This window comes from Sinorhizobium sp. 6-70 (assembly GCF_030124375.1).
Classification (GTDB): domain Bacteria; phylum Pseudomonadota; class Alphaproteobacteria; order Rhizobiales; family Rhizobiaceae; genus Sinorhizobium.
This window is the reverse complement of sequence record NZ_JASKLS010000023.1, coordinates 38,339-65,330: the sequence shown is the minus strand read 5'-3', so window position 1 is coordinate 65,330 and position 26,992 is coordinate 38,339. Positions and strand designations below refer to the sequence as shown.

At 62.3% G+C, this 26,992-nt stretch carries 25 protein-coding genes; 13 read left to right on the top strand and 12 right to left on the bottom strand.

Annotated elements, in window-relative coordinates; translation table 11 throughout:
- From QN222_RS29195 to QN222_RS29180, 4 genes are all read right to left on the bottom strand, one after another.
- On the bottom strand, positions 1 to 942 hold a 942-nt coding region (locus QN222_RS29195; RefSeq protein WP_284005736.1), incomplete at its 3' end, for an ABC transporter permease subunit.
- Between the two features lie 7 nt (positions 943 to 949).
- The gene (locus tag QN222_RS29190; RefSeq protein WP_283965821.1) at positions 950 to 1,930 is read right to left on the bottom strand and encodes an ABC transporter substrate-binding protein; all 981 of its coding nucleotides are present in this window, start codon (positions 1,928 to 1,930) and stop codon (positions 950 to 952) included.
- Positions 1,931 to 2,466: 536 nt separating this feature from the next.
- Complete coding sequence (locus QN222_RS29185) at positions 2,467 to 3,567, bottom strand: hypothetical protein (RefSeq protein ID WP_283965820.1); 1,101 nt, start codon at positions 3,565 to 3,567, stop codon at positions 2,467 to 2,469.
- Positions 3,568 to 3,577: 10 nt separating this feature from the next.
- Complete coding sequence (locus tag QN222_RS29180; protein WP_283965819.1) at positions 3,578 to 4,822, bottom strand: hypothetical protein; 1,245 nt, start codon at positions 4,820 to 4,822, stop codon at positions 3,578 to 3,580.
- Between the two features lie 362 nt (positions 4,823 to 5,184).
- Here QN222_RS29180 and QN222_RS29175 point away from each other — a divergent pair, with 362 nt between their 5' ends.
- From QN222_RS29175 to QN222_RS29135, 9 genes are all read left to right on the top strand, one after another.
- Positions 5,185 to 5,601, top strand: coding sequence for an NUDIX domain-containing protein (locus QN222_RS29175; protein ID WP_283965818.1), 417 nt, complete (start codon positions 5,185 to 5,187; stop codon positions 5,599 to 5,601).
- A gap of 237 nt (positions 5,602 to 5,838) precedes the next feature.
- Positions 5,839 to 6,048 carry a cold-shock protein gene (locus QN222_RS29170; protein ID WP_283965817.1) on the top strand — a complete coding sequence of 70 codons (210 nt, stop codon included), beginning with the start codon at positions 5,839 to 5,841 and terminating at the stop codon, positions 6,046 to 6,048.
- Positions 6,049 to 6,203: 155 nt separating this feature from the next.
- A complete protein-coding gene (locus tag QN222_RS29165; RefSeq protein WP_283965816.1) occupies positions 6,204 to 6,491 on the top strand; it encodes a cold-shock protein in 288 nt (95 codons plus the stop codon).
- Positions 6,492 to 6,639: 148 nt separating this feature from the next.
- Positions 6,640 to 6,876 (top strand): 30S ribosomal protein S21, encoded by a 237-nt coding sequence (gene rpsU, locus QN222_RS29160; RefSeq protein ID WP_225110135.1) that lies wholly within the window; start codon positions 6,640 to 6,642, stop codon positions 6,874 to 6,876.
- A gap of 418 nt (positions 6,877 to 7,294) precedes the next feature.
- A complete protein-coding gene (locus QN222_RS29155) occupies positions 7,295 to 8,416 on the top strand; it encodes an AI-2E family transporter (RefSeq protein WP_284005734.1) in 1,122 nt (373 codons plus the stop codon).
- A gap of 142 nt (positions 8,417 to 8,558) precedes the next feature.
- A complete protein-coding gene (locus QN222_RS29150) occupies positions 8,559 to 9,677 on the top strand; it encodes an efflux RND transporter periplasmic adaptor subunit (protein ID WP_283964906.1) in 1,119 nt (372 codons plus the stop codon).
- Positions 9,678 to 9,680: 3 nt separating this feature from the next.
- Positions 9,681 to 12,908 carry a multidrug efflux RND transporter permease subunit gene (locus tag QN222_RS29145; RefSeq protein ID WP_283964907.1) on the top strand — a complete coding sequence of 1,076 codons (3,228 nt, stop codon included), beginning with the start codon at positions 9,681 to 9,683 and terminating at the stop codon, positions 12,906 to 12,908.
- 230 nt (positions 12,909 to 13,138) lie between these two features.
- On the top strand, positions 13,139 to 14,215 hold the full coding sequence (locus QN222_RS29140) for a diguanylate cyclase (protein WP_283964908.1): 1,077 nt from the start codon (positions 13,139 to 13,141) through the stop codon (positions 14,213 to 14,215).
- 349 nt (positions 14,216 to 14,564) lie between these two features.
- Complete coding sequence (locus QN222_RS29135) at positions 14,565 to 15,641, top strand: diguanylate cyclase (RefSeq protein ID WP_283964909.1); 1,077 nt, start codon at positions 14,565 to 14,567, stop codon at positions 15,639 to 15,641.
- 344 nt (positions 15,642 to 15,985) lie between these two features.
- On the opposite strand, the gene QN222_RS29130 is transcribed toward QN222_RS29135, so the two are convergent.
- The 7 genes from QN222_RS29130 to QN222_RS29100 all read right to left on the bottom strand — a co-directional run bounded on the left by QN222_RS29130 (position 15,986) and on the right by QN222_RS29100 (position 21,874).
- On the bottom strand, positions 15,986 to 16,675 hold the full coding sequence (locus tag QN222_RS29130; RefSeq protein WP_283964910.1) for a glutathione S-transferase family protein: 690 nt from the start codon (positions 16,673 to 16,675) through the stop codon (positions 15,986 to 15,988).
- Between the two features lie 30 nt (positions 16,676 to 16,705).
- Complete coding sequence (locus QN222_RS29125) at positions 16,706 to 17,287, bottom strand: VOC family protein (protein ID WP_283964911.1); 582 nt, start codon at positions 17,285 to 17,287, stop codon at positions 16,706 to 16,708.
- Positions 17,288 to 17,349: 62 nt separating this feature from the next.
- Positions 17,350 to 18,657: a phenylacetate--CoA ligase family protein gene (locus QN222_RS29120; RefSeq protein WP_283964920.1), complete on the bottom strand. Its 1,308-nt coding sequence runs from the start codon at positions 18,655 to 18,657 to the stop codon at positions 17,350 to 17,352.
- 2 nt (positions 18,658 to 18,659) lie between these two features.
- Complete coding sequence (locus QN222_RS29115) at positions 18,660 to 19,457, bottom strand: citryl-CoA lyase (protein WP_283964912.1); 798 nt, start codon at positions 19,455 to 19,457, stop codon at positions 18,660 to 18,662.
- Between the two features lie 109 nt (positions 19,458 to 19,566).
- Entirely contained in the window at positions 19,567 to 20,379 is an 813-nt protein-coding gene (locus QN222_RS29110; RefSeq protein WP_283964913.1) for a class I SAM-dependent methyltransferase, read from the bottom strand.
- Between the two features lie 216 nt (positions 20,380 to 20,595).
- A complete protein-coding gene (locus QN222_RS29105; protein WP_283964914.1) occupies positions 20,596 to 20,826 on the bottom strand; it encodes a hypothetical protein in 231 nt (76 codons plus the stop codon).
- A gap of 139 nt (positions 20,827 to 20,965) precedes the next feature.
- Complete coding sequence (locus tag QN222_RS29100; protein WP_283964915.1) at positions 20,966 to 21,874, bottom strand: SDR family oxidoreductase; 909 nt, start codon at positions 21,872 to 21,874, stop codon at positions 20,966 to 20,968.
- An 81-nt stretch (positions 21,875 to 21,955) separates the two neighbouring features.
- Between QN222_RS29100 and QN222_RS29095 the strand changes: the two genes are divergently transcribed.
- The 3 genes from QN222_RS29095 (at position 21,956) to QN222_RS29085 (ending at position 24,629) form a co-directional block, all read left to right on the top strand.
- Positions 21,956 to 22,531, top strand: a complete 576-nt coding sequence (locus tag QN222_RS29095) for a TetR family transcriptional regulator (RefSeq protein ID WP_283964916.1) — start codon at positions 21,956 to 21,958, stop codon at positions 22,529 to 22,531.
- A 295-nt stretch (positions 22,532 to 22,826) separates the two neighbouring features.
- Positions 22,827 to 23,501, top strand: coding sequence for a glutathione S-transferase family protein (locus QN222_RS29090; protein ID WP_283964917.1), 675 nt, complete (start codon positions 22,827 to 22,829; stop codon positions 23,499 to 23,501).
- A gap of 78 nt (positions 23,502 to 23,579) precedes the next feature.
- The gene (locus tag QN222_RS29085) at positions 23,580 to 24,629 is read left to right on the top strand and encodes an aldo/keto reductase (protein WP_283964918.1); all 1,050 of its coding nucleotides are present in this window, start codon (positions 23,580 to 23,582) and stop codon (positions 24,627 to 24,629) included.
- 9 nt (positions 24,630 to 24,638) lie between these two features.
- On the opposite strand, the gene QN222_RS29080 is transcribed toward QN222_RS29085, so the two are convergent.
- Positions 24,639 to 26,486 (bottom strand): adenylate/guanylate cyclase domain-containing protein, encoded by a 1,848-nt coding sequence (locus QN222_RS29080; protein ID WP_283964919.1) that lies wholly within the window; start codon positions 26,484 to 26,486, stop codon positions 24,639 to 24,641.
- 295 nt (positions 26,487 to 26,781) lie between these two features.
- On the opposite strand from QN222_RS29080, the gene QN222_RS29075 reads away from it, so the two are divergent.
- Positions 26,782 to 26,992: antitoxin Xre-like helix-turn-helix domain-containing protein (locus tag QN222_RS29075; protein WP_336621048.1), on the top strand; the 211-nt coding region annotated here is incomplete at its 3' end.

The following is a 26,992-nucleotide window of genomic DNA, read 5'->3' as shown; positions in this document are numbered from 1 at the left end:
CGTGCTGCCGCCGGCGATCAGCCCCGGAGTTACCAGCGGCAGCACGATATCGCGAAAGACCCGCAGCGGCCCGGCGCCCGCGAGCCGCGCCGCCTCGATGCCGTCGCGCGGGCTCGCCGCAAGTCCGGCTTTCAGCGCCAGGAAGACGAGCGGCGCATGCTGCACGCCGAGGAGCAGCGCGATGCCGGAAAGCGAATAGAGCGGCTGCGGGCTGCCGAGCGGCGGCGCAATCCCGAGCGTCTTCAAGAGCGGGCTCGCCGGCCCGGACATCTCGACCCAGGCAAGCGCCGTCACCTGCGGCGGGATCATCATCGGCAGCATGAAGGCGAAGCTTAAGGTGAGCTTGCCCCTGATGTCGGGGAGCGCCACGGCGAAGGCGAAGAGCGAGCCGAGGAGAAGTGAGACGACCATGCCGCCGGTGGCGGTGGCGAGCGTGTTGCGAAGCGCCGCGAAGGTCGCCGGCTCAAAGATCAGCCGCGCCGCCTCACCGCCCACAAGCCCGCTCAAACCCGCTGCCGCCAGACGGGCAAGCGGCAACACGGAAAGCAGGAGCACGGCACAAAGCACGAAGGGCATCAGCCAGCTCGGCTCGCCAGACGCTGGTCGCGCCCTCCGCGAGCGGAAGGCAAACCACCGGCCTGCCCGGCCGCCGCGCGGCGATCTCGCCTTGGGGAAATCATCTTCCGTAACGTGAGGCATCGCCGGCAGCTCGACGCCGCGCAGCGTCCGCGTCAGTGCGTCCGGCAGCTTTGCGGAAGCGATTTCAGGGGGCAGGCTTTCCGCCGCCTCCCCGCCGCCGAAGAGAAACCGCAATGGACCGAACCGCCGCGCCTTGGACAAAAGACGTCGAGGCGGCTCCAGAAACCCGGAGCCGCCTTCCGCGTCAGCTTCCGCCGGCGCGCTTGGGCGCCGGCTGCGGGCGATCTCGTCCGCTCGCGTCATCAGGCGATCAGTTCGTCCCGAAAATGCCGGAGAAGGTCTTGAGATCCGTTTCGGAATTCTTGACCGCCGCGGCCGCATCGACCGGCAGCACCTTGATCGTCTCGCGGGCCGGATAGCCTTCCGGCAGCGCCACGCCGTTGCGGGCCGGGATATAGCCCATCTTCACCGCCACCTTCTGGCCTTCCTCGGAGATGAGGAAGTCGACGAATTTCTTCGCGGCGTCGACGTTCTTGGCTGTCTTCAAAATGCCGACCGGCTCGGTGACGGCGGAAACGCCCTCGGCCGGGAAGACGAATTCCACCGGCGCGCCCTTGGCCTTCTCGCGGATCGCCATGAAATCGACGAGCATGCCATAGGCCTTCTCGCCGGTCGCGACCGCCTTCAACACGCCGCCATTGCCGCCGGCGGCCGTCGCGCCGTTTTCGGCGAGCGCCTTGTAATAATCCCAGCCGAGGCCGGGAATGGCGGCGAGCGTCTCGGCATGGATCAGCGCAGCGCCGGAGGTGAGCGGGCTCGGCATGGTGACGAGGCCCTTCGCCTCGGGCTTTACGAGATCCTGCCAGCCTTCCGGCTTCATCGCGGCAGAGGTGTTGTAGACGATGCCGGTGGTGATCATCTTGGTCGAATAATAGGCTCCGTCCGCATCATAGAGCGCGGCATCATAACCCGCCGCTTCCGGCGACTTGTAAGGCAACAGATGCCCGCCCTCCTTCAGCCGCTGCATCGTCACCGTATCTGCGATCAGAAGCACATCCGCCACCGGATTGCCCGCCTCGATCTCGGCCATCAGCTTGGCCATGATCTTCGTCGTCCCCTCGCGCACCCACTCGACCTCGACGCCCGGGTTCGCCGCCTTGAACGCATCCACCGTCGCCTGCGCATCCTCGTTCGGCTGGCTGGTATAAAGCACCAGGCTTTCGGCAAAAGCCGCGGTGGACATGAGGCCGGCGATAAGCGTTGCGGCAACGGCAGAGAGAAGCGTTTTCATGGGATTTGCCCTCGGTGGGAGAAAGATGGCGCCGAGGGATAGAGCGGGTGTTTTACAGGGGTGTGACAGGAGATGGGGGAAGTGAGCTTGGTCAGCTTTGCGTCCAGAAGCGGACCTGCCGACAAACCGAGAGTGAGTTTCCCTTTGCAGCAGTCTTGAGCATTCACGCTGGGGTCGCCCGCAGAATTTCCCAAACAAATAGGAAATCTGAGACTTGGACACGCAGTCCTTCCCGCCTTCGAATGTCGGCGCTTGCAATCGGTTTATGGCGTCAACTACCCTCCTTCGACGCCGTGGGCTTTCCTCTGGAGACGCGGACAAAGTTCATATATCCGCGATGAGGCGTTAGGACCCTCACGACCTCTCTAGAGCGGATTGCAGAGATCGTTGCTGCTCTCTGTCCCGGTGACGATCCGGCGCCAGAACGGCAGCGGGCATCCCGCTACAGTACCGACATTCGGCGTGGCAAGATTTCAGATAGGGCCAAAAACGAGCGCGCTGGATTGCTGACGGGTAATGCCTCTTGATATATGCACTCATTGCTCTATTGGCGGTGAGAAACTAAATAGCGCTTCCATACACGCTCGCCTTAAGACCTTATTGGTGGCAGACAACTCCATCTTCCCGGCGTGACGATGGAAACGCATCTGATTATGCACCACCATATTTCGTACCTTATAGAGGGCCTTAAACCACGAAACGTGCGCCTCTTGAGGGTCGCCAGTGTTGGTTAGAAGTTGCAGGCATTCCTGTTTTAGGTCCTCAAAACTTGAGCGCCGGACTGTATTTGAAAGGTATTTTTGATCAAGGATACCAATCCTGGAAACTTCATTCGTGAGATTTGCTAAGCTCTCTTTTAGTTTCCAAGTGTCCAATTCGAGCGTGGGCAGTTTTTTGACTTCGATTTGAAATATCTTGTCGATGCAGTATTCTATAACCTGATAGTAAGTGAGAAAGCTTCCAACGCTGAAGCGCTCCTTATCGGCCTGACTAATCAAGCTGCAGAAGATAGTAACGTCCGCTGGATCTAGTGTCCTGGGGATGCGGAGGTTGATGTTTTTATTTTCTAAACCTGCATCTCCGGCCGTAAATCCCTTGCCGTGGCTTTCGACCTCCTGGATTTGTTGTTCTAACAAGGACAGGCGAAGGCGCTCATCCGACAGTCCTGCTTCCTGAAGACCAGCATTGCTGAACACGAACAATACATGCTCTTCCGAAAAAAGCTCATCGAGGAAAAATTCCTCGCCTCGCAGCTCTGCAGTCGTTCGAAATACCGAGTACCTGTTGATGTTTCCGAGAGAGACAAATTTGCGAAAGCCCACCTCTGCAAATTTTGCAGGCCAACCTTCTCGTATCCCTGTTCCGACGCGCAGTGCAGCTAATGGAAATCCATAACCCAATCGTTGTCCTGACGGCGTAGCTACAACCAAACGCGTGTCTGCTTCACCGACTTCACCGACATTGCAGAGCATGGTGGTGAATTCCTGGGTATTCTGAGGATCATCGACCTCAATCCCATGCCGTATAATACCTAAATCGCCAAGATGCGACTTTACTACACATGATCCGACTTCGTGCTGTATAGTCAGCTCAAAGTCATCGACCTGATCAGCTGCCAAATCGAGGAACGATTGCAACGCCGTAGCCCTAGAACATCATTTGATACGTTTCTTCAGCTGACAGCCAGCACTTGGACAAGTCCAAGTAGCTGTCACTGTTGGGATTGAGCATGGCGCGAAAGGCAAACTGGGCATAAGCTCGCTGAGCATCGCCAATCCTTTTTGCTTTCTTCGATATGCGATCAAGTATTTCAATAAGTTGGTCGAGCGCAACATGAGGCTCGGCAGAGAAATACAATCCATTGGATAGATTGCCGATATCCGCAATACTTGGGTACTGCTTTTGCTCAATCAGCCTTTGGCATTCAGCACCGAAGCCCGTCATGAACTGGGCTCTGGAAAACAGCGAGGACGTGTTCGTGGCGAAAGGTCGCTCGACTGTCTCATCACCCTCGTCTGCGGGTTCTTCTTCAATCCGGTAGGCCCAATCACCGTCGAGTGCCTCTATCCGCTTTGCGAGCAAGTTGAAGGCGATAAGAAGTTGCTTCATGTCGTCGTTTGCGGGGGTGAACCTGAAATTCTCAAGGAAGTTCAGCTCCTTCAATTCGCCGACCAATCCTTGTTTTGTGTAAGGCATTGGGGAACCGGTGGAATACGCATAGAACATGTCGATGACATCGGCATACTTGTATTTCGTGACGCCGCGCGCGCGCGCGTCATCTACTTCCCTCACGACCTCTATTCCCCCGGGAAGATCGGCGTTATCAATATAGTCATTGTACAGAATCTCGAGCTGATGTCTGAAAGACATCGGCGTCTGGCCGGTATTCAGCGTCAACATTCGGTAAAGAATCCCGGGTTTAGAGAGACCGACATACACTTCGATTCTTATTTTGTTGTTACGAAGAGATGCGATCTGTTCTCCCGTGAAGTCGCCTTCGCCTCTGTTCAGGATGCCATTGATTGTCAGCGTTCTTTGTAGGCCGTCGAGAATCAGCAGTTCGCCATCGCGCGCGGCACGCTCAATGTAGGCAAAAATTTCAGCCCATCTGCCAAAGGCATCGCCTTGCTCAATGGCTTGCTTAACGAGATTATCAAGGTCATTTCCGTAAGCTCCACTAACCGCAAGGATGATAGGTGGTATAACGCAGCCTTGAATCAGGTCATCTCGCAGAAGGTCATACGTCTTTCCGCTGCTTTTTACTTTCTTTCTCTGGTATGTATTCTTATCGAGAATGGCAGGGGCAAACAGAAAGTACTCATCGATAGTGAGCACCGCCGCGATATTTAGGCCCATTATTTTTTTATCGATAAGCTTAGATACAAATTCCATTTGAACTACCTGACGAGAACCGGGCGCTTCGGTGCTACCCTGAGGATATCAACCAACAGTGAGCGGAAAAAACAAGGGCAGTAGTTGCCGATGTGCCCAGTGAGGGCACCCGGATATGGTTTATCCACTATGTCTTGATTACTGCTACCGTTGGACGCCACAATTAAAGCGGCTTTGATGCCTCAGATAACTGATTCCGACTATCGTTTTTTGACTTCCCTCCATAGCCACCATTTCAGTCTGCCAGGATCAGCCTTACGGCGTTTCCACCAAGTGCCGTATGCGCAGTTTGCTTCTCCTGCATCTACACCTATTGTGCCATCCGCGATCCGGCTCCGCAGTCACGACTCAAGGTAAGCAAATTGAACACAATCCGCATCGCCGCCGCACTGCTCGTCCGCCCCGACGGGCAAACGCTCCTGGTTCGCAAGCGCGGGGCAAGCGCCTTCATGCAGCCGGGTGGAAAGATCGGCCCCGGTGAAACGCCGGATGCGGCCTTGGCGCGGGAACTCAAGGAAGAGATCGACCTTGACGTCGCGCCGGCGTCCTTCGAGGTCCTGGGTGAGTTCCATGCCGAGGCAGCCAATGAACCGGGGCACCGCGTGCATGCGGATGTCTTCCTCGTCAGGACGGAGCAGGTTCACTTCCACCCCGCGGCCGAGATCGAGGAAGTGAAATGGGCGTCGCCCCTTGATACCGGTGGCTTGGCGCTCGCGCCCCTCACCGCGGATCACATCTTTCCGCATTACCGGGAGATGGTCGGGCGCAGCTCCTCATAATATCATGACTATTTCAGCGCCCTTCCCGGATCGTATTTCCGCATCCCCAAAACCTGGCTTCCCAATTAAAATCCGCCCGTCCATTGCATATCCGCCAATAACGTCTATATATGACCCGTCGAACATTGCTTGTGACCTTTGCCTCAGCGCTGACGCGCCCGACAGATTTCCTCTCAAATATCGATCAAATCGGATGAAACTTCGTCCGGAAACTCCAGCGATTGAAAGGAAATCGTTATGAATTCAGGCACCGTAAAGTGGTTCAACAGCACCAAGGGTTTTGGTTTCATCCAGCCCGACGACGGCACGACGGATGTGTTCGTGCATGTTTCTGCCGTTGAACGCGCCGGAATGCGCTCGCTTGTCGAGGGCCAGAAGGTCAGCTACGACATCGTGCAGGACAAGAGGTCCGGCAAGAGCTCGGCAGACAATCTGCGCGCCGCGTAATTTGTCATTCGCCGCCGCTGACCACGGATGTACTGGCAGCGGCGTGCGCGAATGACAGGAAGAGGTCGGGGTAATGCCCGGCCTTTTTGTTTTGCCTCCGGAAGTCTCCCGCGCCGGAAGTTTTGGGCCGGAAGTTTCGGACAAAGGAGATGGCGATGAGCCGCAGCAGCTATAGTGTTGGCGATACGGTCGTGGTCAGGGCCGACCTCACCCGTACGGCGAGCGCCGACAGAAAATGCCGCATCGTCGGGATTCTGCCGGCGGCCGAGTACGGCGAGCCGCAGTATCGCATTCGCTTCGGCACCGAGAACTTCGACCGGCGCATCTTCGAAGGCGACATCGATGCCTCCGAAACGGACTTGCCGGTTCGGCAGGACGACGCGGCAGCGATGGTCAGCGGCAAACGCTGGCTCAAACCGTTGAGCACCAAGGCAGCCAAGTGAAACCATCACTTGAGGCAATCTTTTCCGGGAGACGCCAGGCGGTGCGCCGTCCGGAATGTGAACCGGGGAGGCCCCCTCTCCGCACCAGACGAAACCGCATCGAACCAACGCGTAACACGGCACCCGCCGTTGAAAGGAAGGATATACTTTGCAAGTACTCGTCCGCGACAATAATATCGAGCAAGCCCTTCGCGTTCTGAAGAAGAAGATGCAGCGCGAAGGCGTTTTCCGCGAAATGAAGGCGCGCAGCGCCTACGAAAAGCCGTCGGAAAAGCGTGCGCGCGAAAAGGCGGAAGCCGTTCGCCGCACCCGCAAGCTGGCCCGCAAGAAGCTCCAGCGCGAGGGTCTTCTGCCGGGACCGAAGAAGGTCGCCCGCTCCCGATAGCGGAAGAACGGTGCCGGCGAAGGGATCTTCGCCTTCGCCTCACTACAGCGCCGCGCGTCTTTTCCGACGCGCAAAGGGCGCTGTAGCACTTTGAATTGTTGCATGTTTTTATCCTTAATTCGGCGGCGATTAAGGAGGCATGCAGGACGCGCGCCGCAGCCCCTCCGACAATCCAAGTTCGCCTTTCGCTAAGGCAAGCGTCCGGGGTTACATCCTCCCCTTCCCGCTGCCCCGCGCCCGCTGTACACTCCGCTTGCCGCCTGATCCGGTCCTGACCTGGACTGAGCGCAATTCCAGGAAAAGTGTGCAACGGTTTTCCGTCCGGAATTGCGTAGTTTCAAAGAGTTGGACGACGCGGCCATGCCGACCGTTGCGGGGGCAAGCGGCGGCGGGTGTTTCTCGCCCCGGGGGAGCTACCGTGGATGATGTTCAAACGCCGCTGAAAACGGAGGCCGGCGCAAGCGTTCCGGCCAGCCCGCCGTCGATCGAGCCGCGGGTCACCGAGTTTCTGCGGCTCGGCGTACTGGCGCTCTTTGCCTACTGGTCGCTGACCCTTGTCGCCCCCTTCGCGATCATCGCCATCTGGGCCGGCATCCTCACCGTCGCGCTCTACCCCGCATTCAAGGCGCTGACCGCCCTTCTCGGCGGCCGGCCCCGGCTTGCCGCGGCGGCGATCACGCTCCTCGCGCTCGCGGTGATCGCCGGTCCGCTGGCGGCGATCGCGCTGAGCTTTGCCGAAGCGGTGCAGGCGCTGTTTGGGAAATTGGCGGCCGGCACGTTCGCCGTGCCTGCGCCACCGGATGCCGTGCGCGACTGGCCGCTGATCGGCGACTGGCTCCACACCGCCTGGACCCAGGCCTCCGGTAATCTCGAAGCGACGCTGCAGCGCCTCGCGCCGTCGCTCCTGCAGGCGGGCGGCACGGTGCTTGGCAAGATCGCCGGCATCGGCCTCGATCTCATCGGTTTCATCGTTTCGGTCATCATCGCGGGCTTCCTCTTTCGTCCCGGCCCGCGGCTCGGCGAAGGCCTGAAGCTTTTCGCCCGCCGGGTCGCCGGCGAGCGCGGCGCCGGCTTCGTCGATCTCGCCGCCGCGACGATCCGCAATGTCGCGCGCGGCGTGATCGGCGTGGCGCTCTTGCAGGCGTTGCTTGCCGGGCTCGCCTTCTCGCTCTTCGCCATCCCCGCGGCAAGCGTGCTCGCCTTCGCCGTCCTCATCTTCTGCATCGTCCAGATCGGCCCGGCCCCGGTGCTCCTGCCGGTCGTCATCTGGGCGTGGATGTCGATGGAGACCCGTGCCGCCCTCGGCCTGACGCTGATCCTGGTTTTCGTCGGGCTGATCGACAACGTCCTGAAGCCGATGCTGGTCGCCCGCGGGCTGAAAACGCCGATGCTCGTCATCCTCGCCGGCGTGATCGGCGGCACGCTTTCCTATGGGCTGATCGGCCTCTTCCTCGGCCCGATCGTGCTCGGCGTCTTCTACGATCTCGTCGTCGCCTGGATAGGCTCGACCCGGCGGGAGGACGAGGTGAAGCCGGTTTGATGCGGCCCCCTACAACTAAGCTGTCGATAACCGATCAATCTGAAGTTGCGTGACTTGCCAGGGCGGAAGTGCTCTGATTTCAAATACTCCAGCGGAGAATAAGGGCCGCCTCAAGCTGTTTCGTTCATAGGGAGGACGTTGCATGCGTGGTTCGAGGATCCTGGCTGCCGCCCTCTCGTCGGGCTTGCTTGTCGCAATCAACATCTCATCGCAAACGGCCCTCGCCCAGCAGGCACCGGCCCCCGCCGTGGTCGTGGCGCCGGCCGCGATCATGGATCTGCGCGAAAGCGCGGATTTCACCGGCAAGGTCGTGGCGATCCAGAAGGTCGGCATTCGCGCCCGTGTCTCGGGCTTCCTGGAGGCGGTGAATTTCAAGGAGGGCGACAAGGTTCCGGCCGGCGCGCTCCTCTATCAGGTGGAAGACGGCGCCTACCGCGCCGCGGTGCAGGAAATCGAGGGACAGCTCAAGGCGGCCGAAGCGGCGCGTCAGCTTGCCGTACTCGAGCGCGACCGCGCGCAGCAGCTGATCTCCAGCAACACGATTTCGCAGGCGCGAGTGGACACCGCGAATGCGGAGCTCGCCAAGGCCGAGGCGGAGATCGTGCGCCTAAACGGCAGCAAGCAGGGCGCCGACCTCAACCTCTCCTATACGAAGATCATCGCACCCTTCGAGGGTATCACCGGCCTCACGAGCGTCGACGTCGGCGCCCTGGTCGGACCGGATTCTGACGCGTTGGTGACGCTGACGCGGCTCGACCCGATCTATGTCGAGTTCCCGGTCGCCACAGCCATTTTCCTCGAATATCGCCAGCGGGCGATCAGGGGCGAAGTCGGCCGCGACGCCAATGTCGAGCTTCTGCTGCCGGACGGCACCACCTATCCGAAGAAGGGCACCATCAACTTCGTTTCCAGCAATGTCGCGCCGGGCACCGATACCGTCACCGTCCGGGCCGAGTTCGACAACCCCGACTACCTGCTGCTCGACGGCACGCTGGTGAGGGTCACGCTCGAGGCAACCGACAAGCAGGAGGTGCTCGCGGTTCCGCAGCAGGCGATCCAGCGCGACCAGCAGGGCGCCTTCGTCATGGTGGTCGGGGCAGACTCGAAGGTCGAGCTTCGCCGTGTCGACGTCCAGCGCACCGCCCGCGGCCAGGCGGTCATCGCCAAGGGCCTCAAGGAGGGCGAGCGGGTGATCACCGACGGCGTCGGCAAGGTCAGGCCGGGCATCGTCGTCGATGCGGCACTGGCAACGGGCGGCTGAGCCATGATCTCCGAAATCTTCATCGATCGTCCCCGCTTCGCCGCGGTCATCTCCATCGTCTTGACGCTCGCGGGGCTGATTGCGCTCACCGCGCTGCCGGTTGCGCAGTTCCCCGATATCGTGCCGCCTCAGGTGAGCGTGACGGCCAGCTATCCGGGCGCCGGCGCCGAGGTGGTCGAGTCGACCGTCGGCCAGCCGATCGAGAGCCAGATCGTCGGCGTCGACGACATGCTCTACATGAAGTCGACGAGCGGCGCCGACGGCTCCTACACGCTGACGGTGACCTTCGCCGTCGGCACCGACCCGGATATCGCCACCGTCAACGTGCAGAACCGCGTCTCGCTTGCGGAGGCGAGGCTGCCCTCCGAAGTCAAGCAGACCGGCGTTAGCGTGCGCAAGAAATCCTCCGCGCTGATGCAGGTGATCGCCATCTACGGCGAGGGCGAGAACAACAGCTTCGACAACCTGTTCCTGTCGAATTACGCCACCATCAACGTGATGGACACGATCAAGCGCGTGCCGGGCGTCGGCGACGCCTCGCTCTTCGGCGCGCAGGATTATTCGATGCGGGTCGTGCTCGACATCGACCGGCTGACGAGCCTCGGCATGACGCCGACGGACGTGATCAATGCGCTGAAGGCCCAGAACATCCAGGCAGCGATCGGCCGCATCGGCGCCCAGCCGATGACCAACGATCCGCTCTTCCAGCTGAACCTGCAGACGCAGGGGCGGCTCACCGATCCGGCTGAGTTCGAGAACGTCGTGCTGCGCGCCGAGGACAACGGCTCCTTCGTGCGCGTCCGCGACGTCGCCAGGGTGGAACTCGGCGCGGCGAGCTCGGATTCGAGCGCCCGCTTCAACGGCAAGCCGGTGGCGATGATCGGCACCTATCTGGCGCCGGGCGCGAACGCGCTTGAAGCCGCCGAGGGCGTCCGGGCCGCGCTCGATCGCCTGTCGCAAGCCTTCCCGGAAGGCCTCACCTACAAGATTTCCTATGACACCTCCGAATTCGTCGAGGCGAGCGTCGAAAATGTCGTGCAGACGCTGATCGAGGCCTTCGTGCTGGTGATCATCGTCGTCTTCCTCTTCCTCGGCAACTGGCGCGCGACGCTGGTTCCGCTCGTCGCCGTGCCGGTGGCCCTCGTCGGCACCTTCGCGGTGATCCTCGCCATGGGCTTCTCGCTCAACACCGTATCGCTGCTGGCGCTGGTGCTCGCGATCGGCATCGTCGTCGACGACGCGATCGTCGTCGTCGAAAACATCGAGCGGGTGATGGAGGAAAATCCCGGCATGGAGGCGCCGGAGGCCGCGCGCCTTGCCATGGGTGAAATCACCGGCGCGATCGTCGCCATTACGCTCGTGCTCTTGTCGGTCTTCGTCCCGGTCGCGTTCATCCCGGGCCTGAGCGGCCAGCTCTTCCAGCAGTTCGCCGTCGCCGTCTCGGTATCGATGGTGATCTCCGCCATCAACGCGCTAACCTTGAGCCCCGCGCTTTGCTCGATCCTGTTGAAGCCGCATCACGGCGAGAAGCGCGGCATTCTCGGCTGGCTGTCGCGCCGCATCGACAACGGCCGCGACGGCTATGTCTATGTCGCGGAGAAGATCGCCCGGCGCGCCATCATCGGCCTCCTCCTGATCGCGGTCGCGATCGGTGCCACGGGCTGGCTGTTCCGCATCGTGCCGACCGGCTTCCTGCCGAGCGAAGACCAGGGCATGTTCTTCACCGAAGTACGCCTCCCCGAAGGCGCCTCCTACAACCGCACCAATGTCGCGCTGCGCCAGGTCGAGACTTTTCTCCGCGGCATCGAAGGCGTGCAGGACGTGACCAGCGTCGCCGGCTACAGCTTCCTCGACGGTATTTCGAAGTCGAACAGCGCCTTCGCGGTCGTCACCATGAAGCCTTTCGCCGAGCGCGAGGCGGCGTCGGCCTCGGTCACCAGCGCGGTCGCCACCGCCATGGCCAAGGGCGTTACGATCCGCGAGGCGCAGGTCTTCGCCTTCAACCTGCCGCCGATCCTCGGGCTCGGCACCGGCTCGGGCTTCGAATTTCAGTTGCTCGACCTGCAGGGCCGCTCGGCGGCCGACCTTTCCGCCACCGCCGGCGGGCTGATCATCGCCGCCAACCAGAACCCGAAGCTCGGGCCGACCTACACCACCTATTCGGCAAGCGCGCCGCAGCTCTATCTCGACATCGACCGCGACCGCGTGCAGGCGCTCGGCGTCTCGATCAGCGATCTTTTCGCGACGCTGCAAGGCACGCTCGGCTCCTACTACGTCAACGACTTCAACCTTTTCGGCCGAAGCTGGAAGGTGAACCTCCAGGCGTCCGAGGCCGACCGCGATTCCGTCAACGATATCCAGCGCCTGCATGTGCGCAACGCTTCGGGCGGCATGGTGCCGGTCGCCTCGGTCGCGCGTGTCGACTATATCGTCGGCCCGCAGACGATGGTGCGCTACAACAACAACCGCTCGATCACGCTCAACGGCCAGCCCGCTCCCGGCGTCTCCTCGGGCGAGGCGCTGCAGGCGATGGCGGCGCTTTCCGCCACCACGCTGCCGCCCGGCTACAGCTACGCGTGGACCGGCACGGCATTGCAGGAGCTCGAGGCTGCCGGCCAGACGACGGTGATCCTGGCGCTGGCCGTGCTCTTCGCCTACCTCTTCCTGGTGGCGCTCTATGAGAGCTGGACGATCCCGATTCCGGTGCTCTTGTCGGTGACCGTTGGCGTCGCGGGCGCCCTGGTCGCAGTGCTCATCGCCGGCCTCTCCTTCGACATCTACGCCCAGATCGGCCTGGTCGTCTTGATCGCGCTTGCTTCCAAGAACGCGATCCTGATCGTCGAATTCGCCAAGTTCCAGCGGGAGAAGGGCGCCGGCATCGTCGAGGCGGCCGTCCAAGGGGCGCGCACCCGCTTCCGCGCGGTGATGATGACGAGCTTCGCTTTCATCGTCGGGTTGATCCCGCTGGTGACGGCTGAAGGCGCCGGCATGCTCAGCCGCCGTGCCGTCGGCACCGGTGTCGCCGGCGGCATGCTCGCCGCCTCCCTCCTCGGCATCTTCGTCATCCCCGCCCTCTACGTCGCCTTCCAGTGGCTGCGCGAACGCGGCCACAAGCTCGCCGGACTGGGGGAGCACAGGACAAGCGTACCGCCGGCGGCAAGTGAGGCGACCGAGACGCGGGACGAGCATGGGAAGCCGCAGCGCGCACCTGCGTCGGTCGGGTCGGATTGAGGGAGACAGCCGCTAAAATCCCGCAACCCCAAACATTCTCCCTATTCCCTTCACCCGCCCTTAACGCGCGTCCAGTTACTCTCGGCCGTTCGATCGGGTGCATCAGGCATCGTTCCGTCCGCATCATGCGGGGTCGAAGAAGATTCTTGCCGTTTTCCGATCCGAGGTTTCCGCTTCATGCGTTCCCTCCCCGTCCCGCATCAGACGCTTTTCCTGAAAGGTGCCGCACCATGGCTGTCGTGAGCCCTTCCCCGAAACACATTGCGCAGCAGATCCGCCGGGACGTCTATTACAATGCCTTCGCCACGCTGGAGCGACTGCAGATCGATGCCTCGCCGGTCAATTACGAGCTGATGTGCGAAATCATCAGCGGCAACAATCCGGAACTGCGCGAGAAATTCGCCCGCCTCGGCCGCGACGTGACCGAGGAGGATCTGGACATTCTGGCGCGCATGTACCTGCCGCACCATTTCGGGCAGTCGAAGATCGAGGAGTCTGCCACCCGCATCCAGAGCGAACTCTCGACCTTGAAGGAGTCGCTGCAATCGGGCCACAACTCCCTTTCGAGCTATTCGACCATGCTCGGCCAGGCGAGCGGCAATTTCTCCTCGATCGATCCGGGCGACACCCAAAGGATCCAGTCAGAGCTGCAGGCGATCCGGGCGGCGACCGACGTCCAGCGCTCGAAGAGCGACGAGATGCTGGAAAGCGTTTCGACCCATGTCTCGGCGGTGACCGCGATTTCCGGCGATCTCGACGAGTTCGAGCGGGCGAAATTCACCCACGCCGCCACCAATCTCGCCAACCGGCGCGGTTTCAACCGCAAGCTCGCCGAACTTTACGGCGGCGACCGCTATCCGGACGGCGCGGCGCTCATTCTCTGCAATCTCCTGGCGCTCGAACCCTTCGAGAAGAAGGAGCTGATCAAGCTCAAGGAAGCGATCCTGCAGCGGCTCGGTTCCGTCGTCTCGCAGACCATTCACGCCACCGATTTCGCCGCCTGGCTCGACCGGCCGCAAATCGGCATTCTCGTCGCGACCACCAGTGAAGCGGAAATCCAGCGGGTTGCCGAGCATATCCGCGTGAGCTGCCTGCGCGCCTTCAGCGGCCAGCGGCCCGGCATGCCCTCCGTCATGGCGCATTTCGGATGCAGCACGACCTATGACGCCGATACGGCGGCGAGCCTTTTCCTCCATGCCGAAACGGCGCTCGAAACCGCCACCGAACAGGCCGACGAAGCCGTAGCCTTCTTCTTGGACAGCAAGGCCGGCGGCCAGCGCAAAGACTGGTCGCTCTACAAGCGCTGACCCTTCCCGTCGGGACATTCGCCGCTCCCTTGCTATTGCCCTTCCTTCCAGGCTGCATTCCCCGACCGGATCGGTTGAGGGAGCGTGCGGCCATTCCTGTTTCTCTCCGCACCGCTTCGCAGTTTCCCATTCATCAGAATTGCTAATTTACCAGCCATTAATGGACGCGCGCTTACTCTAGGTTGTTCGACGAGACGCAGTCGCGTCAATCAAACCGCATGAATGGCGGGGTCGGACGCTATACCTTCGCTGCTGCATATCGATACGAGGCCCCGGCCTCACGCGTACCTGTCCGACCATCGTCCCAGGTGCATTTGCCTGAGACGCTTCATGCGAAAGGCGCTGCATTATGGCGATTGCGAATTCATCCCCGAAACAGCTTGCGGAACAGAGCCGCAAGGAACTCTGCTACACGGTCTTTGCCACGCTGAACCGGCTGGAGATCCATGCCTCCCCGGTCAATTACGAGCTCATGTACGAGATCATCAGCGGCAACAATCCGGAACTGCGGGAGAAGTTTGCCCGCCTTGCCAAGCCGATCGCAGAAGAAGAGATCGACGCACTCGCTCGCGCCTACCTGCCGCATCATTTCGGCAAATCCCTCGTCGATGAATCGACCAACCGCATCCAGAGCGAGCTTTCGACCCTGAAGGAATCGCTGCAATCGGGCCAAAGCTCTCTCTCCAGCTATTCAAGCCTGCTCGGCCAGGCGACCGGCAAGATCTCGTCGATGGACCCGAGGGACACGAAGTCGATCCAGTCCCACCTGCAGGCAATCCGGCAGCTGACGGAGGTCCAGCAGTCGAAGAGCACGCAGATGCTCGAAAGCGTTTCGACGCAAATCACGGCCGTCGCGGCCATTGCGAGCGACGTCGAGGAATTCGAGCGCACGAAATTCACCCACCTCGCCACGAATCTCGCCAACCGCCGGGGCTTCAACAAGAGGCTCGCAGAACTCTATGGCGGCGAGCGTTACCCCGAAGGCGCATCGCTCATCCTCTGCAATCTGCTGGCGCTCGAACCCTTCGAGGCCAAGGAACTCGTCAAGCTCAAGGAAGCGATCCTTGAGCGGCTCGGCTTCGTCGTGTCGCAGGTCGTGCAGACGACCGATTTCGCCGCCTGGCTCGACCGGCCGCAGATCGGCATTCTCGTCTGGACGAGCGCCGAAGCAGAAATCCAGAAGGTGGCTGACCAGTTGAAGAAAAGCTGCCAGAGCGCATTCGACAGCCGCCAGCGCCGCATGCCGGTGGTGCTCGCCCGCTTCGGATGCAGCACCACCTTTGACGCCGGCACCGCCTCCGAACTGGTCGGCCACGCGGAAAAGGCCCTGCAGACTGCCACCGAAACCGCGAGCGAAAGGGTCGTGTTCTTCGCCGGCAGCGAAACCGGTGGCGCGCGCAAGGACTGGATGCTCTACCGGAAGTGATGTGCGCGGGCGACTCGTGAACTAAGCGGCGGCGCCAGTCTGGACCCTCGGGTCAAGCCCGAGGATGACGGAACAAGAGTAGTGACCCGCGGCAAACAACAATGTGCATGAGGCAGCGGGCCGTTTCGCGACTAACGCCGAGCCTGGCGTCCATAGGGCATCGGCTTATCGCTTTTCACGACGCCGACGGACCCTAATTCTGTCTCGTCTCCATTTTCCACCGTCATCCTCGGGCTTGACCCGAGGATCCAAATACGGACAGAACAACGCGGGTTGTTCGAGTGAACCCGCAGGAAACCACCACAACTCACTGAATCAACGCTATAAGTATTACCTACTCCGCATCACCGCTGACCCCGCACATAGCTGATATAGCCGCGAACGTCCGCCGCCGGCTCGCTATAGGCGCTGCCGAGTGCCTCCTCCATCGATGCCATATAGTCCTTGGCCCAGGCCGGCAGCGGATAGTCGATCACCGCTAGGAATTCGAGGGTCGCAGCCAGCCTGATATCGGCGATCGAGGGCTTCGCGCCGCCGATGAAGGACCTGTCGCCGATAAAGAACTTGCGGAACACCTCGAGCGGTTCGGCCAGCGCCTCGGTCGCGGCCATACGCGCATGCTCCTTCGTCACCGGGTCGGCATCGCTGTAGCCGACTTCGCCCGGATATTGCGGGAAATTGAGCGCCGGATAGGTGGCGCGGGCGAGATAGGGATAGAAAGTGCCGATCAGATAGAACATGGCGCTGTCGATCATCGCGCGCGCCTCGGGGTCCTTCGGGTAGAGGTGATCGAGGCCGTTCTTGTTGCAGAGATACTGCATGATCGCGCAGCTTTCCCAGAGCGCCCCCTGCGGCAGGCAGCCCATTTCGATCATCGGCGTCAGATGCGACGGCGCCTTCGCGAGGTATTCGGGCGTGCGCGTCTGGCCGAAGACGTCGTTCTCGTCGAAGTCGAGGCCGGCCGCGCGCATGAAGACACGCGCCGTCATGTTGTTGACGCTGGGCTTGATCACGTTGAGCTTGATTTCAGGCATGGTTGGTCCTCCCTTTTGTTCCCACTCTTATCAATAGGGGTTCTTCGGCGTCCGATCCGCTGACAGCGACCCCCGCGTCCGTTCGATCAGCACTTCGATGGCATCGGCAAGGTGCACCTCGGCGATGTTGTAGTCGCCGCGCGCCAGCCGCACCTTGTGGGCCTCCATCAGCACCTCGGCATGGGTGTGGCCGGCCGGCGGCTCGAAGCGATAGGAAGCGAGCTCGACGAGCAACCCGAGCGGATCCTCGAAATAGATCGAATCCATGAAGCCGCGATCCTTGACCCCGCTGTGGCGGATCTCCCGCTCGTTCAGGCGCTCGACCGCCTGCTGGAACGTCGCGCGCGAGACGGCAAAGGCGATATGGTGCACGCAGCCGATATCGGTCGAGGTCCGCTTCGGATCGGGCTTGCGGTTCTCGTCGGTGAAGACGGTTATCAGCCGGCCGTCGCCCGGATCGAAATAGAGATGGCTTTCCGTCGCCCGGTCGAGGTTCGGCTGCTCGAAGATGAAGGGCATGCCGAGCAGGCCCTCCCAGAAATCGATCGATGTCTGCCGGTCCGCGCCGACCAGCGTGATGTGATGGACCCCTTGCGCTTGCAGCTTTCGCATCGTCATCCTCCCGTTTTCGTTTCGCAGCACGTAGACGGAAGCCGCGCCGCGCCTGCTATGTTTTACTCCACCCTCTCCACCAGTTTCGACTTGTATTCGCTGCGTTGAAGCGACCCCCAGGGCAGGATCTCTATCCGCGTCGAGACGACAAGGACCTCGCGAAGGCGCTTCTCGATGCTCGCGGCGAGTCCCGGGCCGCCTTCACTGTCCTTGCCGAGTTCCACCGAAACCGGCAAAGGCGGCTCCTGTCGCGAGCCCGTCGCTACGGGCCGCACTAGGATCACGCCGCTGACTGCCGGCGCAAATTCGCTGACCACGTCGCGGATTGCCGAGGGAAAGACGTTGACGCCACGCACGATCAGCAGGTCGTCGGTGCGACCGATGCAGCGCACGCGCGGCGCCGTCCGCCCGCAGCGGCAGGTGGACGTCCACGTCTCCACATGGTCGCGGGTGCGAAACCTGAGCATCGGCGCCGCGCGGTGCCGGAGATGCGTCAGCACCAGTTCGCCGCGCGCGCCGTCCTCAAGCGCGATGGGAGCAGCCGTTTCCGGGTCGATCAGTTCGGCATGGACGAAGCCGCGAGCGCCGAGATGCATGCCGCATTGTTCCTCGCACTCGCCCCAGAGCGACACGCCAATATCGCCGATGCCCATCGCCTCGGTCACCTTCGCGCCCCACGCCTCTTCGAGCCGCGCCCGGAATTTCGGCTCGCCGCCGCCGGGCTCGCCGGCGACCAGCAGCCGCCGGACGCTGGAGCCCTTCAGGTCGAAGTCGCGCTCGGCCGCCCACTCGCCGAGATAGGCCGCATAGGAGGGCGTCATAACCGCGGCCGCGGGCTGCAAGAGGCGGATCGCCGCCATCAACCGCTCGGTATTTCCGGTGCCGACCGGGATATGGCACAGGCCGATCCGGTCGAAGGCTGCGAGCGCCGCGCCAGCCACGAACGGCCCGGCATTGTAGGTCGAAACGATCACATCGTCGGGCCGGATGCCGGAGGCGGAATAGCTGCGCGCCGAGGTCGTCACCCAGTTGTCAAGGTCACCCGCCGTCAGCGGAATATAGCTCGGCGTCCCGGTCGTGCCGCTGGTCGAATAGATCCGCACGATCTCGTCCTTCGGTGAGGCCACATGCGTTCCCATCGGATCGGCCGCGCCGCAGCTTGCGCGGATTTCGCTCTTCTCGGTCAGGGGTAGATCGGCGACGGCGGCAAGACCGCCGATCTTGTCGGCGGTGGCGAAGCCGGCGGTCTCCAGCTTTGTCCGGTAGAAGCGCGAGCGGGCGAGCAGATATTCGATCTGCTGTCGATAGGCCTGATCGTCGAGCCGGATCTGCTCGCGCCAGGGCAGCGTTTCGATCTCGGGGTCAAGCATGGTCAACCGCCGCCCTCCTCTTCGTCTTTCCGGTAGATGACCGCCGCCTCCGCTGCCGAGGCCATGGCGAAGCCGATCGGGTTTGCCCGCTCTTCCGTCAGGTGCGCGAGAATGCCGGCCGACCGGGCGAGCAGCGGCACCGCCTTGATCATCGTCACCGGGAAGCCGAGGTCAAGCAGCACGGCGGCAATCGGCATGGACACGTTCATCACCAGCAGCTTGCCCCAGACTTCGGCGGCGGTTGTGCGCATCAACCGCGCCAGCGCCACATGGGTGCCGCTCACGCCGCGCTGATCGGCAAGTTCGAGAATGCGCTCGGCGCGGGGATCGACGGGACGGTGCACCGGATGACCGAAACCCGGCAACTTGCCGCCCGCCTTTCGGACATCGTTTACCAGCGCACGCACCACCGCATCGGCATCCTCGCCGCCCGCGATCTGCGCCTCGGCCCGCGCCAGCAGCGCGCCGCAGAGCTCGGCGGTTCCGACCAGCACCGGACCGCAGCCGAGAAGGCCGGCCGCGAGAGCGCCCTGCAGCGACCCCGGGTCGGCCGCGAGCGTCATCCGCGCCGCCTGCACGGTCGGCATCATGCCGTGTTCGGCGATCGCGATCAGCAGCAGGTCGAGAAAATAGCGCTGTTCCTCCGTCGGCTCGCGGCCGGTCGCAAGCAGGTGGAAATATTCAGTAAAGGTCAGCCGTCCCATCAGGTCGCGGCAGAGGTCACGACCGCGCACCTCGACCCGTTCTGCGCTCACCGTCGAGATCCGGCTCGTCGCCGTCCTTTGTTTGCCGATCTGCATGCGCTCCTCTCGACCTAGAGCTATTCCAGGAAAAGTGTGTAACGGTTTTCCGTCCGGAATTGCGTAGTTTCAAAAAGTTAGAGCATTTCGCTGCTTTCAGTGAAATGCTCTAACGGCTTGCCGTCACGACATGGGCCCGGATCCGTCCCTCGATTGCGCCCTCGCCATAGCGCTGCCGAAGGGCATCGGTGGCCGCCCGCGTCGCGGCGCCGAGGCCCGAAGGATCGCGCGCCTCGATTTCGTTCCTGAGGGGCGATCCCTGGCAGAAACCGGTCGCGATTTCCTCAGCCGACAGCGCGCCGCTTTTCTTTTCCAGCGTCTCCAGCGTTATGTTGCGGAAACCCGCCGCCTCCAGGTCGGCGCGGACCAAGGCCGGGTCGCCATAACCATGCGGCGTTCTCGCCATGAAGCGTGGTGGGTCGTCGGGAAAATGTGCGGCCAGAGCCTCAGTCACGGCCAGCGCCAGTTCGTTCGCCTCGATCGCGTCCCAGACATTGAGGAGAAAATAGCCGCCCGGCTTCAGCACGTGGTGGACCTCGCGGTAGGCCTGCACCCTATCGGGGAAGAACATTACGCCGAACTGGCAGAGGACGACGTCGAAGCTCCAGGCCTGGAACGGCAGCGCCAGCGCGTCCGCCTGCCGCCAGGTGATCCGCGGATCGTCGCCCTGTTTTTCTGCCGCCAAGTCGAGCATCGGCTGGTTGAGGTCGGTGGCGACGAGCCGCGCATTCGCATCCATCTGCGGTGCAAGCGCGCGGGTGACGACGCCGGTTCCGGCCGCGATCTCCAAGAGGTCGTGGGGCTTCAGCCTGGCCACGCGCCCGGCCAGGTCGCGCGCGTAATCCGAGAAGATAAGTGGCACCAGCAGTCGGTCGTAAAGATCCGGTATCGCCCCCGCAAAGACCTTGTCGGTATCGGCCATGATCCTCCTCCCAAATCACCGCTTCGTGACGCGGACCGCCCCCGCCGGCGCCTCCACCTTCAGGCTGCAATCATACGCCCGGCGGGCGCGACCCGAAATCATTATCGACCGCAGGCAAGATCAAGCCGCCATTCAAAGCGTTAAGGCGGTTAGCTCGCGAAAGGCTAAAACTTCGCAAGGCAGGAGGTCGGCGACCTCCCTCCGGCGCACACTCCTTTAACCCGGCATCGGCACACCTTTGCATTTCTTTTTCTCGGTGAACGTGCCGTCCTTCCACTTGCGGGTAATGGTGCAATTACCCTTCCGAATTTTCTCCTTGCGCACATCTTGCGCGTAGCTGCGTTCACCGCTTGCAGGGCCTTGATGCGCCGCTTGGTCAGCAAATGCAGTTCCGCAGCATCCGAAAGCTGTCATGCCGACAATGCAGGTAAACTGCGCAATCCTCATAGCTACCCCCAAGTCTATTGACCCGGTGATGATTAAAATCCAAGGACCAATGGTTGTAAACGACCAAACAGGGTGTATCCTCGGGAGGCCACCGGCAAGCATCGTCTTCGGATAGGCTAGATGTTGTTCACTCGCCTCCTCATCTGTACCCCGTCGCATCCGCCGGCTTTCCGGGATCCATCACCTCGTCCATGTAGCGCCAGCAATCCGGCCGGGATCCGTCGAGATCGGTGAAGCCGTAGACCTTGGCAAGGCCGCCGCTCGAAAGGGACTTGCCGTTCCAGCGGGCCTTGTCCTGGTCGGCAGCGAGTGCTGCGACCGCGCGGCCGATGAAATGCGGCGTCTCGGAGATGACGAAGTGCGGCTGCTTCTCAGCCGCATCGCGCCAGTTGGCCTCCGTCACGCCGAAGGCTTCCAGCATCATTTCCGAGCGCAGCCAGCCGGGCGTCAGCGAAACCGCCGTCGCGCCGTGCGCCGCAAGATCCTTGGCATGCGCCCAGGCCATGCGGTTCGCCGAAACCTTGGCGAGATCGTAGAAGGGCGAGAGCCGGTAGTGCTCGGCATTGTATTCGGCCGTTCCGTCCGTCACCTCCACGAGAAGCCCGCCCGGCCGCTCGATCATCAGCGGCAGCGCGTAATGTGCGGTGATCAGATGCGTGTCGATCGCAAGCCGCAAGATCCGGAGGCCGTTTTCGAGATTGTGATCCCAGACCGGCTTGTTCCACTCGAACAGCCGCTCGCCACCCCAGATGTCGTTGACGAGAACGTCGAGCCGGCCGCGCTCCTGGCGGATACGGTCGACAAGGGCCTTCACTTGGTCCGGCTGCAGATGGTCGACCTGGACAGCGATCCCGACGCCGCCGGCCGCCGTCACCCGCTCCGCCGTTTCCTCGATCGTCTCCGGCCTTTGATACTCCGATTGCTCCGTGCGCGTCGTCCGCCCGGTGACATAGACGGTCGCGCCCGCCGCCCCGAGTTCGACCGCGATCCCGCGCCCCGCGCCGCGTGTTCCGCCGGCGACCAGCGCCACTTTTCCCGTGAGCGACATTCTCTCCTCCACCGAAAATCATTGGCATTTGTCGTGACTGAAATATATAAACGCTTATTCGGTTATAAATAAAGGTCCAAAATGCCTCGCCCCAAAACCTTGCCCGACGACGATGTGCTCGACATGGCGCTCGCGATCATGCGCAAGGACGGACCGGACGCCCTGACCTTCGCGGCGCTTTCAGCCGGCTGCGGCCTTTCCGCCTCAACGCTGGTGCAACGCTTCGAAAGCAAGGCCCGTCTCATCCAGGCCGCCCTCCTGCGGGCCTGGAACCGGCTCGACCGCCTGACGCTCGAGCTGGCCGAGAGCACGCCGCAGACACCGGAGGGCGCAGTCGCCCTGCTCGTCGGGCTTTCGGGCGATTATGGCGGCATCGAATCCTATGCCGACGACCTCATGATCCTGCGCGAGGATCTGCGCGATCCGGACCTACGCGCCCGCGGCGCGCACTGGCGTGGCGTGCTGTCTGAAGCGATCGAGGCGCGCTTCTCCGGCGTGCCGGCCGCTCCCGCCGGCATCGGCCTGATGATGGCCTCCCAATGGCAGGGCGCCCTACTCTGGTGGAGCTTTGACCCGCGCATGCCGGTGCAGGACTACGTCCGCCAAAGCCTCGACCGCTTCGTCGCCGCCTTAACGGAAACATCTTCGGGGCCATGAAGGCGTCGGTTCTCTCTCAGTCATCTTCGTATTCCACCGTCATCCTCGGGCTTGACCCGAGGATCCAAGCACGGGCAGCCGACAATCCTCGCGAGGCTGAAGTGGCGCTGGATTCTGGATCCTCGGGTCAAGCCCGAGGATGACGGAGCAAGGGGGAGCCGCGGATAAGAGCAGCCCTAGTTGCTCACGGCGAGACGCGCCGCGGCTGGAACCCGCCGGCTCCCCTTTTTCGCGCCGCGATCGCGCCCTATAGTCATGGCGCGATGGCATCGGCCCGAACACAAGGGATTTCGACATGGCGCTTACACTCTATCTCCATCCGCTCGCCTCCTTCTGCCACAAGGTGCTGGTTGCGCTCTACGAGACCGGAACGCCCTTCGAAAGCCAGTTGGTCGACCTGGCGGATGCGGACGAGCACGCCCGCTTCCTCGATCTCTGGCCGGTCGGCAAGATTCCGGTGCTGCATGACGACGCCCGCCACCAGACGGTGCCGGAAACCTCGATCATCATCGAATATCTCGAACGCCACTATCCCGGCAGGAAGCCGCTTATTCCGCTCGACGCCGCGCAGGCCCTCGAAGCGAGGCTCTGGGATCGCTTCTTCGACCTCTATGTCCAGGTCCCGATGCAGAAGATCGTCACGGACAAGCTGCGGGCGTTGGGCGAGAACGACCGACGCGGCGTCCTCGATGCGCGCGCGGCACTCCCTGTCGCCTATGACATGCTCGAACGGCAGGTGGCCGACAGGACTTTCGCAATCGGCGAGAGCTTCACGATTGCCGACTGCGCCGCCGCTCCCGCCCTCTTTTATGCCGGCATCGTCGTGCCTTTCGACGGCACGCACCCCAATCTCGCCGCCTATTTCGAACGCCTGCTCGAACGCCCCTCCTTTCAGCGCACGCTCGCCGAGGCGCGACCCTACTTCCCCTTGTTTCCTTACCACGACGCGATTCCCGCCCGCTTCCTTTGATGTCACGGGCGCCACCGCCGCCGGCAATATGCGGTAGAATGCACGCGACACGGTCGAAAACCACGGAAGGATCGGGAAATGGAATACCGTCTGCTCGGCCGCTCAGGCCTGAAAGTCTCGACGATCACCATGGGCACCATGACCATCGGCGGCGAAGGCAAGTTCGCCCAGGTCGGCAATGTCGGCCTCGACGAAGCGCGCCGCTATGTCGATCTCTGCCTCGATGCCGGCGTCAACCTGATCGACACCGCCAATGTCTATTCCGCCGGCGCATCGGAGGAGATCATTGGTGAGGTGCTCGGCGGCAAGCGCAAGAACGGCGTGCTGATTGCCACCAAGGCGCGCTTTTCCATGGGGCCTGGGCCGAACGACGGCGGCCTCTCGCGCCATCACCTGATCAGCGAATGCGAGGCGAGCCTGAAGCGGCTGAAGACGGACGTCATCGACCTCTACCAGGTGCATCAATGGGATGGCCAGACGCCGCTCGAAGAAACGATTGCGGCGCTGGACACGCTCGTCAACCAGGGCAAGGTGCGCTACATCGGCTGCTCCAACTATTCCGGCTGGCACATCATGAAGGCGCTCGGCATCAGCGCCCACGAGCGTCGCCACCGCTTCATCAGCCAGCAGATCCACTACACGCTCGAAGCCCGCGAGGCTGAATACGAGCTGATCCCGATCGCGATCGACCAGGGTCTCGGTGTGCTCGTCTGGAGCCCGCTCGCCGGAGGCCTGCTATCCGGCAAACATCGGCGCGGCCAGACGCCGGAAGGCACGCGCCAGCTCGCCGGCTGGAACGAGCCGCCGATCCGCGACGAGGAGCGCCTGTGGGAGATCGTCGACATGCTGGTGGCGATTGCCGGCGAGCGCGGCGTCTCGCCCGCGCAAGTGGCGCTCGCCTGGACGATCGGCCGCAAGGGCGTCACCTCCGTCATCATCGGCGGACGCAAGGAGGAACAGTTCCGCGACAACCTCGCCGCCGCCAGCCTCAAGCTTACCGACGAGGAGCGCGAGCTGCTCGACGCCGTCAGCCTGCCGCCGGTCATCTATCCCTATTGGCACCAGCTCTGGACCGCGAAGGACCGCCTCGGCGAGGCTGACCTGTCGTTGCTCGAGCCGCATGTTTGAAGGGGCTTCCTACTCCGACATTTTCAGAAGCTGAGCGTAGCGCGGATGGGAGCGGATGGAATCGAGATCGGTATCGTTGCGGAACCAGGCGCGAAGTTCCGGAGAAACGAACGGCAGAGACTGTTCGAGCAAATCGATGGCCTGGTCCTGTTCTCCAAGCAGCGCATAGACGCAGGCGATATTATAACGTGCGTGCGTATCCTCCGGATCGATCGTCTTGACCCGCGCGACCAATTCCAGCGCGCGATCGCGATCGCCCATCACCGCGCATGCGCACGCGCCGAGTTGGGCGGCGTCCGAGCTTTCCGGATGCTGCACCAAGCTCCGCTCGACGCGCTCTAGGCCGATCCTGCTCAGTCTTTCCTTCTTGTCGAGCTGCCCGAGGTGATCGAGCGCGTTTCCTGCAAGGATCGGAGAGCGGTAGTCATCGGGTCGGATTTCGGCGGCGCGCTCGAAGTGCGCGACGGACTCTTCAAAATTCTCCCGGACAAAACAGTGGCGCGCATAGAAGTAGTGAGCCTCGTGGGAATTCGGATCGAGCGCAAGCGCGCGCTCGAAAGCGGCTACCGCTTCCTCATGGCGTCCGATCGTCGAGAGCGCGTAGCCGTGCGATGCGTGCACCTCTGGCAGATCGGGATCGAGCTCCAGCGCCTTGGCGCAGGTCTCCAGAAGCGATTCCGGCGGAACATGCTCACCGTGGAATCCGCACAGGAAGGAATCGCAGTCCGCGATTCCGGCGTAGGCACGCGCAAAACGCGGATCGAGTTCCGCCGCGTAAGTGAACATCCGCCGGGCATGCTGCAGCGACGCCTTCGTCATCGTATAGAAGAGCTCTCGCCCCTTGAGGCAGTAGTTATAGGCCTCGACACTCGCCGTGACAGGCTGTTCGATCGCCTTCCTTTCCTTGGGTAGCAGCCTGATCTTTAGTTGCGTGACGATTGCCTGCGTGATCTCGTCCTGGATGTCGAAGATGTCCGTGAGGTCCCGATCATAACGTTCGGCCCAGACGTGCCGCCCATCCGTGCCGTCAATCAACTGCCCAGTGATGCGGACGCGCTGGCCGGCCTTGCGCACACTTCCTTCCAGCAGGAAGCTGACACCGAGTTCGGCCGCGACCCGCTGCGCCGTCACCCGCGTGCCCTTGTAGGCGAAGACCGTGTGCCGGGCGACGACCGAAAGGCCGGAGATTTTCGAGAGGTCCGTAATGATGTCCTCGGTAATACCGTCGGAAAAATACTCCTGTGCGGGATCATCGCTCATGTTGTTGAACGGCAGCACGGCGATGGACGGCTTTTGCGCCGTTGCCGGCACCCGGTCAGATCGGTCGCTTGCCGCTTGCGAGGCATCGATGACGACATTGTAGACCCTGACCGGCCGTTCGATGTTCTTCAGGAGCTGTTCGCCGGCATCCTCGAAGATGAGATCGAGCCGGTTGCCGACATGCTCGCGCACAGCCGCCGACACCGCCACGCCACCCGGCGTCGCGAAGCTCTCGATCCGCGCCGCGATGTTGACGCCGTCGCCGAAGATGTCGTCATTCTCGACGATCACGTCGCCAATGTTGACACCGATGCGAAACTCGATCCGCCGGTCCGCCGGCACGGCCGAATTGCGCGCACGCATCCCCTTCTGGATCTTGGCGGCGCAATCGACAGCGCTTACCACACTCTCGAACTCGACCAGCATGCCGTCGCCGATCAGCTTGACGATGCGCCCCTGATGGTCTGCGACCATGGCGTCCACGAGCTCCGCCCGATGCGCCGTCAGCGCCGCGAGCGTTTCCGCCTCGTTTGCTCCCATGAGGCGGCTGTAGCCGGCCACGTCGGCCGAAAGGATCGTGGTGAGGCGGCGCTTCATCGAAAGGCCTCTTGTTCCGAGAGATGAAACTTATCAGGTTTGGACCCGGAACGGCACCAGAATCAGGGTTACGTTCTTCGCACGCCGGAGCGGACGCGACCACGCATGTGCGGCTGCCATGCGCGGCTGGCCGGTGCCCCCTCCACCCATCTCACCAAACAAGTCGGGTGAGCGCGCCCTCCGCCCACGTCATTCCTGTGCTTGTCACAGGAATGACGTGGGCGGACCGGTTGCCTCTTGAAAAGCCGCTACATCGTATCATATGATATAACTCAGCAAATCAGAGGAGACGATCATGTCCAGCGCGCAGCCCGCAATAATCCCTGATCGGGGCGCGGCGAAACAGGAGGAAGCCGTCATCGTCAAGGCGGTGGTGCGCGCCTGCGAGTTCTGGAAGCTGACCAACAAGGAGTCGGCCGAGCTCTTCGACGTGCCGATCGCCACCTGGAACCGCATGAAGGCCGGCGACTTCCGGGGCAAGCTCGACCAGGACAAGCGGACGCGCG